Source organism: Pseudomonas sp. FBCC-B1667 (assembly GCF_059133255.1).
The window spans coordinates 5,952,687-5,968,216 of the sequence record NZ_CP101437.1 but is presented as its reverse complement, the minus strand read 5'-3'; the positions used below and the strand labels follow the sequence as shown (position 1 = coordinate 5,968,216).

Below are 15,530 nucleotides of genomic sequence, written 5' to 3'. Positions count from 1 at the left end.
CTTTCAGGTACCACCAAACTCACTGCCCAAACAAAACCTTCTGCCCCTCAGGCGACGTCAACATCCCGTCCCCGTCATGCCCGACTCCTGGCACTTCCACCAGTCGCTGGTTCACCCCACGCGGGTTACGACGCAGCAAATAATCAAAGTAAAAGTGCCCGCGAGCCAGCCGATTGGTGCCTTGGGCTTCAGCCTCGCACCCTTTATCCAGCGCCGGTTGCTGTGGGTCGGTGTCTTGCTGTCCGAGCAGATAGGTCACGTCACGCTTGACGTAATTGCCTTCAAGCTGTGGCGCCGTTTGCCCACTGGCATAGAGGGGTAAATCCGTCAGGCCATACTTCCAGCGGTTGAAACCGGGGCATTTCGCGTGATCGAACGCCACAGGACGGCGCTCATCGAAATACGCATACGAGGAAGGGTTGGCGACCACATAACGGACTTTCACACCGGCAGCGGTCAACGTGGGTTGATCGTGAGCCAGCAAGGCATAGCGCTGAACCACTTGGCCGCCCCCGGAGTGACCGGCGATGACGATTTGTTTCACGTCCGGAAACTGTTGGCGGTCGCTGACCCTCGCGATGATCTGATCCAGTGCCCCAAAGGAACTCAGTGCAAACGGGGCTGTGGATAAACCGCCAGCCATCCAGTCATTGCCCTGCCAGCGCAGTACGGAGTCCGCCACTGGATGCAGGGCGACATCGGTTTCATTGAGAAACTGTGGGGCGATGACCAGCGTGGTCTGGGTTTGTCCTGCCAGTTCAGCCGCCTGCTCGGCACTCTGGCGATAGGTTTCAGCGTTGCGCAGACGGCCATGGATGATGATCAGCACTCGTTCGATTTTCGCCGGCGCGGCGCCGAGGCTCACCGCCATCTCGCCCTCTTTGAGTAGCAGCCGGCCGGGGCTGAGTTGTTTGACCGCATGCTCGGCGGCTTGGGTGCTTGCGCAGGTAAACAGGACAGCTAACAGCCACTTATTCATTTACAGGTTTTTCGCCGCAAAGGTATCGCACTGGCCCACCTGGCCTTGTGCAAATCCGGTTTTAAACCAGCGCACCCTTTGCGCTGACGTTCCATGGGTAAACGAGTCTGGCACCACGCGGCCCTGACCTTGCTGTTGCAAACGGTCGTCGCCGATGGCGTTGGCGGCGTTCAGGGCTTCTTCGATGTCACCCGGTTCCAGCCAGTTCAGACGCTTTTGTGCATTGTTGGCCCAGACCCCGGCCAGGCAATCGGCCTGAAGTTCCTGACGCACGAGCAACCCGCCGTCGCCTTCCATCTGCCGGCCTTGCGCTCGTGCAGTCTGAATTTTCGCGGAAACGCCGAGCAAGGTCTGAACGTGGTGTCCGACTTCGTGAGCGATCACGTAGGCTTGCGCGAAGTCACCGGCGGCGGAAAAGCGTTGCGACATTTCCTGGAAGAACGCCATGTCCAGGTAGACCTTCTGGTCGGCCGGGCAATAGAACGGACCGGTCGCCGAGGTTGCCAGACCACAGGCGGAATTGACGCGATTGCTGAACAGCACCAGGGTCGGGTTCTTATATTGCTTACCGGCCTGCTGGAAAATCTGACCCCAAGTGTCTTCGGTGTCGCCGAGGATCGAGCGCACGAATTCGGCCCCTTCATCATTGGCCGGTGGCGCCTTGCGGGTCTGGTTGGTGGCTGGCGCCGACTGCTCGCTCATTTGGCCGGTGAGTTGTCCGAGGATCTGCATCGGGTCCTGGCCGGTGATCCAGCCGATGCCGACAATCAGAATGATTGCGGTCAGGCTCAGGCCTTTACCGCCACCCAAACGCATCCCGCCGCCACCACCGCCGACATCATCACCACGCGCATCGACCACGTTGTCGCTGCGTCGGCCTTTTTTCCATAGCATGTGGGAATCCTCTGATTGTCCGTGGGGATGAGTGTTGCTGGTGTGAGGGGGCGGCGCCAGTCCGGTCGTCCGGGTTTCGGCTATTCCCGGCAATCGCAGGTGTTCGCCCGCAGTATTCCAGACTTGTATGAACGTGGACTCCCCATTGAATTCCGTCAGGCACCGGGTTTTTATCGAATGAACGTGTCGATCGTCGAGTTCCAGATTTCGCATTAGCAGGTTCGTCTTCTAGAATCAGCGAAATTGTAGGTGGAACCTCCCATGGCCGGCAGTCAGATCGAACGTGTTTTCAGCGTGTTGGAAAGTCTTACCAGTGACCCGCGCGGTGTGCCGATGCAGACGCTGGCGGAACAATTGGATATTCCGAAAAGCGCGACTCATCGCTTGCTCGCCGAGCTGATTCGGCTGGGGTATGTGCGGCAGAATCCGGAGAACCTGCGTTATCACCTGACCACCAGACTGGTGGCGATGGGGTTTCGTTATCTCTCGGGCAGTGGCGCCGATATCGTGCAGCCGGTGCTGGATCGGCTTGCGCAGGAGACCGGTGAACTGGTGCGCCTGGGCGTCATTGAAGGCGAGCGGCAGGTCTGGATCGCCAAGTCGCAAGGTGCACGATCCGGCTTGCGTTACGACCCGGACATGGGCCGCGATGCGCCATTGTTCTACACCGCATCTGGCCATGCGTGGCTGGCGTGCATGAGCGATGCCGAGGCGTTGTCGCTGGTAGAACGCCAGGGCGGTGAGCGGCCCAAAGACCTGGGGCCAAATGCGCCGCGCTCCAACATTGAACTGCTGGAGCGTCTGCGTCTGGCGCGGGAACAGGGTTATGCCTGGGTTGAAGAGAGTTCGGCGGTGGGCACCTCGGCGATTGCGGCCGTAGTGCGGCACCCGAGCGAGGGGCGGGTGATGGGGGTGCTGAGCATCGCCGGGCCGAGTGCGCGGATGCCGGGGGCGCGGTTGCATGAGTTGGCGCCGTTGTTGTTGAGGTACACCGAAGAGTTGTCGGCGGCGAGCCTTGCTTCAGAGTTGTTCAGCTGACTGGGGTGTCTGTTCGTCCGGAAACCGTGCGATGTTCGAACACTTTCGCCCTATGCTTGTGTAGGAATCTGGAACCAGGTTCTAAATTATTGGAATTCGCCAGGCGCAAGGGAACCCCATGACCGTCAGCACTCCGCTCTCCGGCGTAAACCAGCCCTTCAAGGGGATTTTGCTGATCGTCGTCGCCACCTTTCTTTTTTCCAGTCACGACGCCTTGTCCAAATACCTCTCCGGCTTCTACCCGATCGTCATGGTCGTTTGGGCGCGGTATGTGGTTCACACGTTGTTGATGGCCGGGATTTTCCTGCCGCAATCCGGGCTGCCTGTCCTGCGGACTAAACGGCCTGCGCTGCAGTTGATGAGGGCGTTATGCCTGTTGGGCACCAGTCTGTTTTTTACCACCGGTTTGCAATACATCCCGTTGGCCGAAGCCACGGCGGTCAACTTTCTTGCACCAGTGCTGGTCACCGCTTTGTCGGTGCCGTTGCTGCGCGAGCACGTCACCCGTGGCCAATGGATCGCGGTGATCTGCGGCTTTATCGGCGTATTGATCATCGTCCATCCCGGCGGTGAACTGTTCACGCCAGCGGTGCTGTTGCCGCTCTGCTCGGCATTGTTCTTCTGTTTCTATCAGTTGCTCACGCGCAAGCTCAGTAACATCGACAGCCCGACCACCAGCAACTTTTTCGCCGGCCTGTGCAACACCTTGGTGATGAGCGCATTGGTGCCGTTCTTCTGGCAAGTGCCGACCCTTGGGCATGGATTGATGATGGTGGCGCTGGGCGCGTGCGGGATGACGGCTCATTTGTTTCTGACCCAGGCGTTTCGCTACGCCGCGCCCGCACTGCTGGCGCCGTTCGGTTACTGCCAGATTGTGTTTGCCGGTCTGCTGGGCTGGCTGCTGTTTGCCCACACGCCGACCCTGACCACGGTGATCGGGATCGCGGTGATTTGCTGCAGCGGGTTGGCAGCGGCCTGGCAACAGAGTCGGCGGTAGGCAAACAAAAAAGCAGGCCTGGAATCAGGCCTGCCGGGGAAGGGCAATTACTCGGTGACGGCAGGAATCTTGCGCGGTGCCATGAAGTACATCCAGGTCAAGGCGATGAAGTACATCGCTGGAATCAAAGTGAACAGCACGGTGTAGTTATTGTTGGTGACGGTCAGAATATGGCCGACCAATTGCGTCATGAACATCCCGCCAATGGCCGCGCACATGCCGCCAAAGCCAAACACCGTGCTCATCATGTGTTTAGGTGTGTAGTCCATCACCAGGCTCCAGATGTTTGCGGTCCAGGCCTGATGCGCGCCGATGGCCAGAGAGATGGCGAACACGGCGACCCACAGGCTGCTCGAACCCGCCGCCATGATCACGCCGACGATGCAGCAGGCAAACAGGAGCATCGACATCAGCCGCGCCTTGATCGGATTGACGCCGCGACCGATCAGGAACGAGGAGAGGATGCCGCCACCGACGCTGCCGAAGTCGGCGGTGAGATAGATGATGATCAGCGGAATCCCCATCTGGGTCACGTTGATCCCCAGGTTGTATTGCTGATTGAGGAACGGCGGCAACCAGTACAGGTAGAACCAGAACACCGGCGCGGTCATTGAGTAAGCGAGGGCGAAGGCCCAGGTGCCGCGCATGCGCAGGATTTTCGAGAACGGCACGCGGGATTGTTCCGGTTCGACTTCGTTTTGGATGTAGTCCAGTTCCGATTGTTTGACGCTCGGATGATCTTCCGGGTTGAAGTATTTCAAGCCCCAGAACAGCAACCAGACTCCGCCCAGTGCCGACATGCACAGGAACGCGGCCTGCCAGCCCCATACGTGCAGGATCAGCGGCAGCAACATGGGGGTAAACATCGCACCGACGTTGGTCCCGGCGTTGAAGATGCCGGTGGCCACGGCGCGTTCGCCGGCCGGGAACCACAGCCGCGTGGTCTTTACGCAGGCCGGGTAGTTGGCGGCTTCGGTCAAGCCAAGGATGAATCGGCAGACCATGAAGCCGACCGCCGAAGTTGCGAGGCCGTGAGCGCCTGTGGCAATGCTCCAGAGCAGGACCGCGCAGAAGAACACGCGCTTGACGCCGACCCGGTCGATCAACCGGCCTTGCAGCACGAAACCGATGGCGTAGCCGACCTGAAACCAGAAGTTGATGTTGGCGTAGTCCATCGCCGTCCAGCTCATCTCCTTGGCGAGGATGGGCTGCATGACGCCGAGGGCGGCGCGGTCGATGTAGTTCAGGGTCGTCGCGAAAAACACCAGCGCCAGCATGCCCCAACGGGTTTTGCCGACTGCCATGGCGCCGCGGATCTTGTCGCCGATGCCGCTGCTGGCAGGCGTCATGGAGGCGTGCTCCACGGGAGAGCTGTGAGAAGGAGTCATGTAGTCCACCGATTATTTTTATGTGGTGTTCTGGGTATTTGGTAACCGAGCCCGACGGTGCGTGACCGGCCTCAATGTGGAGTCGATGTTGCGCAGTGGACAAAAAATCGTCAATTCACCAACGGTCATTGTGTTCGATAATCGAACACAAAACTAACCGGGTAGTACACTTTAAATTGCTGCGCGCGTTCGTCCAGCGAATAATTCCCCACACGCTAAACGCAGACATAAATCGTGCGATATCGATAACAAGAGTGTCTCCACCACCGGGAGTCGAAACATGCAGCGTTCCATTGCCACCGTGTCCTTGAGCGGTACCCTGTCGGAAAAACTCGAAGCCATTGCCGCCGCCGGTTTTGACGGGGTGGAGATTTTCGAGAACGACCTTCTCTACTACGACGGTAGTCCACGGGAAATCAAACAGATGTGCGCCGATCTCGGGATCGCGATCACGCTGTTCCAACCCTTCCGGGATTTTGAGGGATGCCGCCGTGATCGGCTCTCGCGCAATCTGGAACGCGCCGAGCGCAAATTTGACTTGATGCAGGAGCTCGGCACGGACCTGGTGCTGGTATGCAGTAATGCCTCTGCCGATTCCATCGGTGATGAACAAATCCTCGTCGATGACCTGCGCCTGCTGGCCGAACACGCCGGTTCGCGCGGTCTGCGAATCGGTTATGAAGCGCTGGCCTGGGGCCGGCATGTGAACACTTATCAACAGGTGTGGAACATCGTCCGACAAGCCGATCATCCGAGCCTCGGTGTGTTGCTCGACAGCTTTCACACCCTGTCGCTGAAGGGCGATCCGAGCGCCATCGCCGAGATTCCGGGCGACAAGATCTTCTTCGTGCAAATGGCCGACGCACCCATCCTCGCCATGGATGTGCTGGAGTGGAGCCGGCATTTTCGCTGCTTCCCGGGCCAGGGCGAATTTGATCTGCCGGGTTTCCTCGCGCCGATCATCAAAAGTGGCTACACCGGGCCGCTGTCACTGGAAATCTTCAATGACGGTTTCCGCGCCGCGCCACCTCGGGCCAACGCCGCCGATGGTTTGCGTTCGTTGCTGTATCTGGAAGAGAAAACCCGTCAGCGTCTGGCGCAGCAAGCTCAACCGGCGCCCAACCTCGACATCCTGTTCCAGACACCCACGGCCAGCGAATACAACGGCATCGAATTTCTCGAATTTGCGGTGGATGAAAGCCTCGGCGCCAAACTCTCCCATTGGCTTGAGCGGCTGGGTTTCGTCAAGGCCGGGCAGCATCGCTCCAAGAGCGTGAGCCTGCTGCGTCAGGGCGATATCAACCTGATCCTCAACTCCGAACCGTATTCGTTTGCCCACAGCTTTTTCGAAGCTCATGGCCCTTCGCTGTGCGCCACCGCCGTGCGGGTCAAGGACAGCAGCAGCGCATTGGCCCGGGCCGTGGCTTACAAAGGCCAGCCGTATCGTGGGCTGGTCGGGCCCAATGAACTGGAATTGGCGGCGGTGCGCGCGCCGGACGGCAGCCTGATCTATCTGGTGGATCAGGAGGCCGACGTCTACGGCACCGACTTCAATCTGGCTCCGGCCGCGATGCCCAGCGGCGGGCTCAAGCGCATTGACCACATGGCGATGGCGTTACCGGCCGACAGCCTCGACAGTTGGGTACTGTTCTACAAGAGCCTGCTGGATTTCGAAGCTGACGACGAGGTGGTCCTGCCCGACCCGTATGGCCTGGTAAAAAGCCGTGCGCTGCGCAGCCGCGACAGTTCGATCCGCTTGCCGTTGAACATTTCCGAGAACCGCAACACCGCGATTTCACACGCGCTGTCGAGTTATCGCGGCTCCGGTGTGCACCACATTGCGTTTGATTGCGATGACATCTTTGCGCAAGTCAGCCGTGCAAAAGAGGCGGGCGTGCCGTTGCTGGACATCCCGCTCAATTATTACGATGACCTCGCCGCGCGGTTCGACTTCGATGACGAGTTTCTCAGCGAACTGGCGTATTTCAACGTGCTGTACGACCGCGACGCTCAGGGCGGCGAACTGTTTCATGTGTACACCGAGCCGTTCGAAGGGCGGTTTTTCTTTGAAATCATTCAGCGCAAGAACGGTTATGCCGGTTACGGCGCGGCCAATGTTGCGGTTCGACTGGCAGCGATGGCCAAATCCCGCAGCGGTGCCATTCGTCAGGCCAAGTTGTAGGAAAATCGTAAACGCCGGGACAAACCGCTGCCGCGCGGCTTCCTTCACTGTGCGCAGCGGCCCATAATCGCCAGCCTGTGCAGTGATGGCCGTGAGCCCGCAATGACAATGACTTCAGAACGCTCCGCAGTGCCCGCCGATCCGATCGTCGAGCCCCGCAAGAGCCGCAAGAACAACCCTGAAAAGACCCGCGAGAACATCCTTCAAGAGGCGATTGTCGAGTTCGTCCAACAGGGGCTTTCCGGTGCTCGCGTCGATGCAATCGCCGAACGCATCCACACCTCCAAACGCATGATCTATTACTACTTCGGCAGTAAGGAGCAGCTCTATATCGAGGTGCTTGAGAAGCTCTACGGTGATATTCGCAGCACCGAAAACCGCTTGCACCTGACCGAGCTGGCGCCGGTGGAGGCGATTCGGCGTCTGGTGGAATTCACCTTCGATCACCATGATCACAACGTCGATTTCGTGCGTATCGTCAGCATCGAGAACATTCACAATGCCGAATACGTGAAGCGTTCCGATGCGATCAAGGCCATGAACAATACGATCCTCGATGCATTGGGCGAGATTCTGCGTCGCGGAGCCGAGGAGGGCCTGTTTCGCGCAGGGCTTATACCGCTGGATGTGCATCTGCTGATCAGTTCGTTCTGCTTCTATCGCGTGTCGAACCGTCATACTTTCGGCGAGATTTTTCAGATCGACCTGCCGGATGAAGCCATCAAACAGCGTCACCGGGCGATGATTTGCGAGTCGGTTTTGCGTTACTTGCAGGCCTGATATCAGGTGAGGGGGCGTTCCCCTCACTGCATCCCCTCAGTCGTTCATGCTTTGAAAATGCGCGAGCATTCGCTGCGCATCCGGCACCACGCCGCTGAACAATTCAAACGCCTTCACCGCCTGAAACACCGCCATGTTGCCGCCATCCAGCGTGCGGCAACCGAGCGTGCGGGCGTTGCGCAGCAGTTCGGTTTCCAGCGGGAAATAAACGATCTCCGCCACCCACAAGGCTGCGCGAAGCAACTCGACCGGCACCGGCATGCCCGGCAGTTTTTTCATGCCCATGGGCGTGGTATTCACCAAACCATCTGCCAGGCCCAAGGTGCTCGGCAAATCGTGCCCGGCCACCGCACGGCCGGCCCCGAAGTGTTGATTGAGATTGTCCGCCAGTGCCTGCGCGCGGCTGGGTTCCACGTCAAAAACACTCAGCAGTTGTACGCCTTCGCTCAACAGCGCGTGGGCCACTGCCGCGCCGGCGCCACCGGCTCCCATTTGTACGACGCGCGCTCGGGCAGCGTCCTTCAAGCCACGGCGAAACCCTTCGGCAAAACCCAGGCAATCGGTGTTATGGCCGATGCGTTTGCCGTCCTTCAACACCACGGTGTTCACCGCACCGATGCCGCGGGCTTCCGGCGACAGTTCATCGAGCAGCGGAATGATCGCCTGCTTGCACGGGAAGGTAATGTTCAGTCCGGTGAAGTTCATCCGCTCGGCGGCCATCAGCAGGTCGGGCAGGGCGTTGCTGTCGAGCTTTAGCTGATCCAGGTCGATCAAGCGATAGAGATAACGCATGCCCTGCGCTTCGCCTTCGTGCTCATGCAGCGCCGGTGTACGGGAGGCTTGAATCCCGGCGCCAATCAGCCCGGCCAATACGGTGTTGTGCCGAGTCATTACGTTCACCCCTTCAACTGCAGACTGAAATGTTCCAGGGCCAGGCGATAGCCATGGCTGCCGAAACCGGCCATCACGGCGGTGGCAATGGCCGAGACGAACGAGTGATGCCGGAAAGGCTCGCGGGCGTGGACATTCGACAGGTGGACTTCGATCACGGGCAATTCGCTGGCGACGAGGGCGTCGCGAATCGCCACTGAGGTGTGAGTCCATGCGGCGGGGTTGATCACAATCCCGGCGCAACGGCCGCGAGCGGCGTGAATCCAGTCGAGCAATTCACCTTCATGGTTGGTCTGGCGAAATTCCACCGCCAGGCCGAACTCTTCGGCGGCACGGCCGCACAGCGCAGCGATGTCGGCCAGGGTTTCGTGGCCGTAAGTCGCCGGTTCACGCGTGCCGAGCAGGTTCAGGTTCGGGCCGTTGAGCACCAGAACGATAGGGGGCATCGAGGTCTCTCCACTTATTGTTTTTGGAATCGGCTGTAGGTTTCAGCCTGTGGAGATAAATTGTACTAGCTGGTTAATTCGGTCAATTGCAGCGAGGCCTCGGCGGGGATTTGTGTGCGGTGATCGGACAGTTTCGCTGTTTATCGCGGGAGATGCTCAACCAGGAAATCAATAAAGGCGCGCAATCTCAGCGGCACATGGCGGCTTTGCGGATACAGCAAGGTGAACGGTCGCGAGCGACCGCTGTAAGGTTTCAACACCTCCACCAGCGAGCCATCGGCCAATTCTTTTTCGACAATAAACCGGTACGTCTGAAACAACCCCGCGCCATGTTTGGCCAGGGTCACGCCACCCAGCACATCGTCAGAGCAACTGAGACTGCCCTCGGCGAGAATTTCCAGCGGTGCGCCGCTGTCATTGAACAGCCAGGCGATCCGCCGGCCACTGCTGGGCAGTTCGTACTGGATGCATTCGTGATGTGCGAGATCGTCGAGTGTTTGTGGGACGCCTGCACGCTTGAGGTAATCGGGGCTGGCAATCATCACCAGCGCGGCGTCCTCCAGATGTCGGGCGATCAGGCCTGAGTCCGGAATGGCCCGAACGCGAATCGCCATGTCATACCCTTCACCAACGAAATCGATGTTGCGATTGCTGATGTGCGATTCAACCTTTACGTCGGGAAAGCGCACCCGAAACGCAGGCAGCAACGGCAGAATCCGGTGGTGCGCATACGTTGTGGGAATGCTGATGCGCAAGGTGCCGGATGGTTGCTGCTGCTGGCCCATGACCTCGCGCTGAGCCTCGACCAATTGCGCCAGTGCCTGACGACATTCTGCGTAGTAACGGCGCCCGCTGTCGGTCAACTTCACGCTGCGGGTGGTGCGCGCAAACAGCCGAACGCCCAGGCGCTCTTCCATGCGCGATACCGAGCGGCTGACGGCGGCCGGTGTCACGCCTGCCACCAGTGCGGCGGCGGTAAAGCTGCCGGCCTCGGCGGCGAGGCAAAACAGCTCGATGCTGCCCAACTGAAGATCATCGAAGACACGCTGCATGATTGATTACACCGGGGATCAAATGAGGGGCTGAATGGCATCACTGTAGATGAAATCGTCGTGGCAGTGTTTTGATCGATGACAGATCAAGACAGCCGCCCTGGTGGCGGCTTTGTTGTGGGCGCAGTGAAAGGATTGCTTACTATTTTGACGCCGTCATTGGCGAGTCAAAAAACATTCAGGCGCTAGGCTGAAAACCAGGTCGATCATCAAACGGATCAACCACCCATTATCGGGTTCTTCAATGGATGGAGAATCTTTGCACTCTATAACCTATCGGATGGGTTGGCATGAATGTATGTCGTTACAAAGGCTTCTCATTGGTCATCATGCTGCGTGATCAACATTGCCCGCCGCATGTCCATGTCGATGCACAGACGTGGAGCGCTCGCTTCAAGTTCAGTTTCTGGCACAACAGCGTGGCGCTCTGGGATGTCGTTCCTCATTCACAGCGCCCCCCTTCAGCGGTACTGGAAGGACTGCGTCAGGCGTTGCGGCGACCGGCGCATTTACGGCGTGCACGCGGCCTCTGGTGGAGCAAATTGCGCACCGCCTGCCTCGATCATCAGTTGTGGGATTGGGAGGGCAATGAAGTGGTCGTGATGAAACGAATCGCCAGCACGACTTACCTGATTGGCTCGGCCAGTTACGAGCCCGAAGCGAACAAAACGCTGCTGTCCCTGACGGGGGCGGCGGAGGGAGTGGAAATCGAATTATGAAAACCATACAAGCGAGCATTCAGGCGGATCGCCCCGTCACCGAGGAAACACTGGAACAGGCCATTCAGCGAGGCGAGTTGAGCCGTCGTAGCGGTTTGAATGCGCGGGCTGTGACCTGGACCGGACATAGCCTGGTCATCAGCTTCGAAGACGGCAGTGGCGTGCTCCTTCCGGCAAAGAATTACCCGGAGTTTGACGGCTTTGACGACGAGGATTTCGCCGACTTGAAGGTGGGCTTTGCGGGCACCGCGCTCTGCCATGAAGGCAGTGATTTGCAGGTGTCCATTGCCGGTTTGATTTCCGCGAGCAAGCCACTGATGGATATGGCGTCTTCAGTCATCGCCTCGCGCAATGGGCGTCAGAGCAGCGTTGCCAAGGCCGAGGCTGCGCGGGCCAATGGCAAAAAGGGAGGGCGCCCGCGCAAGGTCGATACGGCACTTTGATTCGCCCACAAAAAAGCCGTCGTCATGACGGCTGATTTGTATTGGCAACGGCAATCAACGACGGGTCAACAACACCCCGGATTCCATGTGATGCGTCCACGGGAACTGGTCAAACATCGCGCACTGAGTGATGCGATGCGTGTCGTGCAACTGGGCGATGTTCGCCGCCAGCGTTTCCGGATTGCAGGAAATGTAGAGGATGTTGTCGAAGCGGCGGGTCAGCTCGCAAGTGTCCGGGTCCATGCCGGCGCGGGGAGGGTCGACGAACACGCTACCGAACTCGTAGCTCTTGAGGTCGATGCCGTGCAAGCGGCGGAACGGGCGGACTTCATTCAGCGCTTCGGTCAGCTCTTCGGCAGACAGACGCACCAGAGTGACGTTATCCACCGCGTTTTCGCTGAGGTTGCTCAGCGCTGCGTTGACCGAGGTCTTGCTGATTTCGGTGGCCAGCACTTTGCGTACGCGGGTCGCGAGCGGCAGGGTGAAGTTGCCGTTGCCGCAGTACAACTCCAGCAAGTCGTCGGTGCGATCACCCAACGCTTCATATGCCCAGTTGAGCATCTTCTGGTTCACGGTGCCGTTGGGTTGTGTGAATGCGCCTTCCGGCTGGCGATAGCTGAAGGTGCGACCGCCGACTTCGAGCTGCTCGACCACGTAATCGTGACCAATCACTTCGCGTTTGCCTTTCGAGCGGCCGATGATGCAGACGTTCAGGTCGGCGGCCAGTTTCGAGGCCGCTGCATGCCAGTGTTCGTCCAGCGGGCGGTGATAGCACAGGGTAATCATCGCATCGCCGGCCAGGGTGGTCAGGAACTCCACCTGGAACAGCTTGTGGCTCAGGGCGGCACTGGCTTTCCATGCTGCTTTGAGCTGTGGCATCAGTTCATTGATGCGCAGGCTGGCAATCGGAAACTCTTCGATCAGGATCGGCGTGCGTTTGTCTTCCTGGGAAAACATCGCGTAGTGCCGCTCACCGCCTTCACGCCACAGGCGGAATTCGGCGCGCAGGCGGAAGTTCTGCAGCGGAGAATCGAACACCGCCGGTTCTGGCGCATCGAACGGGGCCAGCAGGTCACGCAGACGTGTGACCTTTTCTTCAAGCTGAACGGCGTAGGCCTGGGAATCAAAAGTCATGCGTTGAACCAACCCAACTTGATCACGAACAGAATCGACAGGATCACCAGCGCCGGGTTCAGCTCACGGCCACGACCGGACATCAGCTTGATGGCGGTCCAGGAAATGAAACCGAAGGCGATGCCGTTGGCGATGGAATACGTGAACGGCATCGCCAGCGCGGTGATCACCACCGGTGCGGCAACGGTGATGTCGTCCCAGTCTATTTCGGCCAGGCCGGAGGTCATCAGTACGGCGACGAACAGCAGTGCCGGCGCCGTGGCGAATGCCGGGACGCTGGACGCCAATGGCGAGAAGAAGAGCGCCAGCAGGAACAGAATCGCGACCACCACAGCGGTCAAACCGGTACGGCCACCGGCACTGACGCCGGCTGCGGATTCGATGTAGCTGGTGGTGGTGGAGGTGCCCAGCAGCGAACCGGCCATGGCCGCGGTGCTGTCGGCGATCAGGGCGCGGCCCATTTTCGGCATGTGGCCGTCCTTGCCCATCAGGCCGGCGCGCTTGGCGACGCCGATCAGGGTGCCGGAGTTGTCGAACAGGTCGACAAACAGAAAGGCGAAAATAACGCTGACCAGACCGATGTCCAGTGCGCCTTTGATGTCCAGTTGCATGAAGGTCGGGGCCAGCGACGGCGGCATCGACATCACGCCGCCGAACGGGGTGAAGCCCATCACGATGGAAACGATCGTCACCACCAGAATGCCGATCAGCACGGCGCCGCGTACGGCCAGGGCTTCAAGGGCAACGATCAGGGCAAAACCCAGGGTCGCGAGGATCGGGGCAGGTTGTTTCAGGTCACCGAGGCCGACCATGGTCGCCGGGTTGCTGACCACGATGCCGGCGTTGTGCAGGGCGATCAGCGCCAGGAACAGGCCGATACCGGCGGCAATCGCCGAGCGCAGCGGCAGCGGGATGCTGTTGATGATCCATTCACGGATGCGGAAGATCGACAGCAGAAAGAAGCACACCGCCGAGATAAACACCGCCCCCAGCGCCACTTGCCAGGTGTGGCCCATGTGCAGGACCACGGTGTAGGTGAAGAAGGCATTCAAACCCATGCCCGGCGCGAGCGCGATCGGGTAGTTGGCGATCAGGCCCATGATCGTGGAGCCAATCGCCGCGGCCAGACAGGTGGCGACAAACACCGCGCCCTTGTCCATGCCGGTCTCGCCGAGGATGCTCGGGTTGACGAACAGAATGTAGGCCATGGCCAAGAAAGTCGTGACGCCCGCCAGAATCTCGGTCCGCACGTTGGTGTTGTGTGCCTTGAGTTGAAACAGCCTTTCCAGCATGTCTGCTCCCCGTGGCGCGCCCGGCGCCGTGAATGTATCGACCTCAACAGCAAAGCACAGACCGCTGAATGCGCCTGGGAAAATACTGTGGGCCGGAAAAAGCCGCGCATCATACCAGCAGCGTGGGGTTATGGCTGCTTATGGCTGCGATCGTCGTCGATGTTTTGCCGTCAAGCGAAGTGAGCCATACTGCGCGCTGGTTTTGGGGGGCGTTATGTATTGCATGAAAACGCGTGTGATCGCCGTTATTGGCCTCGTGATGGCCATGTTGCTGGGGGCACAACACGCCTCGGCTGCGATGGCGCCGGCGTTGAGCCAGCTGAAAGTGCTCAAGGTCGAATCGCCCGGTTGCGGGTTTGAAGACATCGCCGAGGGGCAGGACCAGACGCGTTGCGACCACAGCGGACCGCACATCAAGGTCTACGTGCTGGAGGTCGGCTATGGCCGTCAGCCGTACGTCGCCCTGGACGGGTTCGAAGTGAACGGCACCCGCACGCCGGTGTGTGCATTTGATAGCGGTAATCTGACCGAGTGTACCGTCGGAAGAAAAACCGTCGGCTATCTGTACGTCATGGACCTGGACGGCAAGCAGAGCGGCATCTTCACCTTCAGCAACACCTCGATCAACTCGCCGGGTAACACGATGTCGACGCAGCTTTACATCAAGTAACGGCTGCACTCGAACAAGCGTCAGGAAAGCTGACTACGCTTTAAAGATTATCCTGTGGACTTCGCCCATGACCTTTAGAGCTTTGATTACCCTCGCCGAGGGCATTGATGACCTGCAAACAGTGACCCTGGTCGATGTGTTGCGCCGCGCCAACGTTGAAGTGGTGGTGGCCAGCATCGAGGGGCGGCGCATGCTCACCTGCGCCCGTGGCACCCGCCTCACGGCCGATGCCATGCTGGTGGACCTGCTGGCTCAGCCCTTCGATTTGATCGCCTTGCCGGGCGGCGCCGTCGGCGCGCAACACCTGGCGGCCCATCAACCCCTGCAACAACTGATCAAGGATCAAGCCGCCGCCGGCCGCCTGTTCGCAGGCATCGCCGAAGCCCCGGCGGTCGCGCTGCAACACTTCGGCGTGCTGCGTCAGCGACGCATGACGTGCCTGCCGTCCGCCAGTCATCAGCTGTCAGGCTGCAATTTCATTGACCAACCGGTGGTGGTCGACGGCAACTGCGTGACCGCCCAGGGTTCCGGGGCCGCCCTGGCATTCGCCCTGACGCTGGTCGAACAACTTTGCGGCAAAGCCAAGCGCATGGCGGTGGCGGGGGAGCTGCTGGCTTAAAGTCGG

The 15,530-nt window shown here is 59.6% G+C and carries 16 protein-coding genes; 8 read left to right on the top strand and 8 right to left on the bottom strand.

Going from position 1 to position 15,530, the window contains the following annotated elements:
• Positions 1-19 precede the first annotated feature (19 nt).
• Together NL116_RS27560 and ypfJ are read right to left on the bottom strand one after the other, a co-directional pair.
• Positions 20-979 carry an alpha/beta fold hydrolase gene (locus NL116_RS27560; protein WP_494374869.1) on the bottom strand — a complete coding sequence of 320 codons (960 nt, stop codon included), beginning with the start codon at positions 977-979 and terminating at the stop codon, positions 20-22.
• A complete protein-coding gene (gene ypfJ, locus NL116_RS27555; RefSeq protein ID WP_494374868.1) occupies positions 980-1,873 on the bottom strand; it encodes a KPN_02809 family neutral zinc metallopeptidase in 894 nt (297 codons plus the stop codon). It abuts the gene before it with no gap.
• 261 nt (positions 1,874-2,134) lie between these two features.
• Here ypfJ and NL116_RS27550 point away from each other — a divergent pair, with 261 nt between their 5' ends.
• The gene (locus NL116_RS27550; RefSeq protein WP_494374867.1) at positions 2,135-2,911 is read left to right on the top strand and encodes an IclR family transcriptional regulator; all 777 of its coding nucleotides are present in this window, start codon (positions 2,135-2,137) and stop codon (positions 2,909-2,911) included.
• 118 nt (positions 2,912-3,029) lie between these two features.
• Positions 3,030-3,908, top strand: coding sequence for a DMT family transporter (locus NL116_RS27545; protein ID WP_494374866.1), 879 nt, complete (start codon positions 3,030-3,032; stop codon positions 3,906-3,908).
• A gap of 47 nt (positions 3,909-3,955) precedes the next feature.
• On the opposite strand, the gene NL116_RS27540 is transcribed toward NL116_RS27545, so the two are convergent.
• Positions 3,956-5,257, bottom strand: coding sequence for an MFS transporter (locus tag NL116_RS27540; protein WP_494374865.1), 1,302 nt, complete (start codon positions 5,255-5,257; stop codon positions 3,956-3,958).
• Between the two features lie 319 nt (positions 5,258-5,576).
• Between NL116_RS27540 and quiC the strand changes: the two genes are divergently transcribed.
• Together quiC and NL116_RS27530 are read left to right on the top strand one after the other, a co-directional pair.
• The gene (gene quiC, locus NL116_RS27535; RefSeq protein ID WP_494374864.1) at positions 5,577-7,478 is read left to right on the top strand and encodes a 3-dehydroshikimate dehydratase QuiC; all 1,902 of its coding nucleotides are present in this window, start codon (positions 5,577-5,579) and stop codon (positions 7,476-7,478) included.
• 102 nt (positions 7,479-7,580) lie between these two features.
• Positions 7,581-8,258: a TetR/AcrR family transcriptional regulator gene (locus tag NL116_RS27530; RefSeq protein WP_494374863.1), complete on the top strand. Its 678-nt coding sequence runs from the start codon at positions 7,581-7,583 to the stop codon at positions 8,256-8,258.
• Between the two features lie 36 nt (positions 8,259-8,294).
• Here the strand turns inward: NL116_RS27530 and NL116_RS27525 are convergent, their stop codons facing one another.
• From NL116_RS27525 to NL116_RS27515, 3 genes are all read right to left on the bottom strand, one after another.
• Positions 8,295-9,149, bottom strand: coding sequence for a shikimate dehydrogenase (locus NL116_RS27525; protein WP_494374862.1), 855 nt, complete (start codon positions 9,147-9,149; stop codon positions 8,295-8,297).
• Positions 9,150-9,154: 5 nt separating this feature from the next.
• On the bottom strand, positions 9,155-9,595 hold the full coding sequence (aroQ, locus tag NL116_RS27520) for a type II 3-dehydroquinate dehydratase (RefSeq protein WP_494374861.1): 441 nt from the start codon (positions 9,593-9,595) through the stop codon (positions 9,155-9,157).
• 140 nt (positions 9,596-9,735) lie between these two features.
• On the bottom strand, positions 9,736-10,647 hold the full coding sequence (locus NL116_RS27515; RefSeq protein ID WP_494374860.1) for a LysR family transcriptional regulator: 912 nt from the start codon (positions 10,645-10,647) through the stop codon (positions 9,736-9,738).
• A 290-nt stretch (positions 10,648-10,937) separates the two neighbouring features.
• On the opposite strand from NL116_RS27515, the gene NL116_RS27510 reads away from it, so the two are divergent.
• Together NL116_RS27510 and NL116_RS27505 are read left to right on the top strand one after the other, a co-directional pair.
• Positions 10,938-11,366, top strand: coding sequence for a DUF4160 domain-containing protein (locus tag NL116_RS27510; protein ID WP_494374859.1), 429 nt, complete (start codon positions 10,938-10,940; stop codon positions 11,364-11,366).
• Positions 11,363-11,809, top strand: a complete 447-nt coding sequence (locus NL116_RS27505) for a DUF2442 domain-containing protein (protein ID WP_494374858.1) — start codon at positions 11,363-11,365, stop codon at positions 11,807-11,809. Before NL116_RS27510 ends, NL116_RS27505 begins: the two co-directional genes overlap by 4 nt.
• Before the next feature lie 54 nt (positions 11,810-11,863).
• On the opposite strand, the gene trmA is transcribed toward NL116_RS27505, so the two are convergent.
• Both trmA and NL116_RS27495 read right to left on the bottom strand, forming a co-directional pair.
• Complete coding sequence (trmA, locus tag NL116_RS27500; protein ID WP_494374857.1) at positions 11,864-12,943, bottom strand: tRNA (uridine(54)-C5)-methyltransferase TrmA; 1,080 nt, start codon at positions 12,941-12,943, stop codon at positions 11,864-11,866.
• On the bottom strand, positions 12,940-14,235 hold the full coding sequence (locus NL116_RS27495; protein WP_494374856.1) for an NCS2 family permease: 1,296 nt from the start codon (positions 14,233-14,235) through the stop codon (positions 12,940-12,942). The genes trmA and NL116_RS27495 overlap by 4 nt, the downstream gene beginning before the upstream one ends.
• A 214-nt stretch (positions 14,236-14,449) precedes the next feature.
• Between NL116_RS27495 and NL116_RS27490 the strand changes: the two genes are divergently transcribed.
• Both NL116_RS27490 and NL116_RS27485 read left to right on the top strand, forming a co-directional pair.
• Positions 14,450-14,905, top strand: coding sequence for a DUF4879 domain-containing protein (locus NL116_RS27490; RefSeq protein ID WP_494374855.1), 456 nt, complete (start codon positions 14,450-14,452; stop codon positions 14,903-14,905).
• A 67-nt stretch (positions 14,906-14,972) separates the two neighbouring features.
• Positions 14,973-15,524: a DJ-1 family glyoxalase III gene (locus NL116_RS27485; protein ID WP_494374854.1), complete on the top strand. Its 552-nt coding sequence runs from the start codon at positions 14,973-14,975 to the stop codon at positions 15,522-15,524.
• Positions 15,525-15,530: the final 6 nt, after the last annotated feature.

Coding starts and splice junctions, on each gene's coding strand:
- NL116_RS27560 (WP_494374869.1), bottom strand. CDS start 979: ATGAATAAGTGGCTGTTAGCTGTCCTGTTTACCTGCGCAAGCACCCAA.
- ypfJ (WP_494374868.1), bottom strand. CDS start 1,873: ATGCTATGGAAAAAAGGCCGACGCAGCGACAACGTGGTCGATGCGCGT.
- NL116_RS27550 (WP_494374867.1), top strand. CDS start 2,135: ATGGCCGGCAGTCAGATCGAACGTGTTTTCAGCGTGTTGGAAAGTCTT.
- NL116_RS27545 (WP_494374866.1), top strand. CDS start 3,030: ATGACCGTCAGCACTCCGCTCTCCGGCGTAAACCAGCCCTTCAAGGGG.
- NL116_RS27540 (WP_494374865.1), bottom strand. CDS start 5,257: ATGACGCCTGCCAGCAGCGGCATCGGCGACAAGATCCGCGGCGCCATG.
- quiC (WP_494374864.1), top strand. CDS start 5,577: ATGCAGCGTTCCATTGCCACCGTGTCCTTGAGCGGTACCCTGTCGGAA.
- NL116_RS27530 (WP_494374863.1), top strand. CDS start 7,581: ATGACAATGACTTCAGAACGCTCCGCAGTGCCCGCCGATCCGATCGTC.
- NL116_RS27525 (WP_494374862.1), bottom strand. CDS start 9,149: ATGACTCGGCACAACACCGTATTGGCCGGGCTGATTGGCGCCGGGATT.
- aroQ (WP_494374861.1), bottom strand. CDS start 9,595: ATGCCCCCTATCGTTCTGGTGCTCAACGGCCCGAACCTGAACCTGCTC.
- NL116_RS27515 (WP_494374860.1), bottom strand. CDS start 10,647: ATGCAGCGTGTCTTCGATGATCTTCAGTTGGGCAGCATCGAGCTGTTT.
- NL116_RS27510 (WP_494374859.1), top strand. CDS start 10,938: ATGAATGTATGTCGTTACAAAGGCTTCTCATTGGTCATCATGCTGCGT.
- NL116_RS27505 (WP_494374858.1), top strand. CDS start 11,363: ATGAAAACCATACAAGCGAGCATTCAGGCGGATCGCCCCGTCACCGAG.
- trmA (WP_494374857.1), bottom strand. CDS start 12,943: ATGACTTTTGATTCCCAGGCCTACGCCGTTCAGCTTGAAGAAAAGGTC.
- NL116_RS27495 (WP_494374856.1), bottom strand. CDS start 14,235: ATGCTGGAAAGGCTGTTTCAACTCAAGGCACACAACACCAACGTGCGG.
- NL116_RS27490 (WP_494374855.1), top strand. CDS start 14,450: ATGTATTGCATGAAAACGCGTGTGATCGCCGTTATTGGCCTCGTGATG.
- NL116_RS27485 (WP_494374854.1), top strand. CDS start 14,973: ATGACCTTTAGAGCTTTGATTACCCTCGCCGAGGGCATTGATGACCTG.